The following is a 372-nucleotide window of genomic DNA, read 5'->3' as shown; positions in this document are numbered from 1 at the left end:
GTGAGCGGACGCCGAAGGCGGTCCGCTCGAATGACAGGTTGTGCAGAGCCGCTTCGAAGGCACTGCCGTGGAAGTGGCTCACAGCATACCGAAGCGGTACCCACGCGGCGAACGCCCGAGGCGCCAAGCGCCTTGTCCGCCTGCCCGCTGGCGGCGAAAGACGAAAAGGAAACCAAGCGGCCGAGCCTAAGCCGGCAAGATCATGGCAGCCGGAGGTTGAATTGGCTTGAACAGCGGCCGACTCGTACAAGCGCGAGGCGTATTGCCCCGCGAGATCGCGGCGATCGCCGAACCGAAAGCGGATCTTCACGCGCGGCTTAGCTTGCTGCACAACGTGTTGTATAGCGACGCTCAGTGTCGGATAACACCGTG

General features: G+C 63.2%; 1 protein-coding gene. It reads right to left on the bottom strand.

Features of this window, described 5'->3' with window-relative positions; translation table 11 throughout:
- The coding region (locus LNV23_RS23920; RefSeq protein WP_263565250.1) for a hypothetical protein at positions 1 to 310 on the bottom strand (310 nt) is incomplete at its 3' end.
- Positions 311 to 372 lie beyond the last annotated feature (62 nt).

The organism is Kinneretia sp. DJ1R-11, from assembly GCF_025717595.1.
Classification (GTDB): Bacteria; Pseudomonadota; Gammaproteobacteria; order Burkholderiales; family Burkholderiaceae_C; genus Paucibacter_A.
This window is presented reverse-complemented; position numbering and strand designations above follow the sequence as displayed.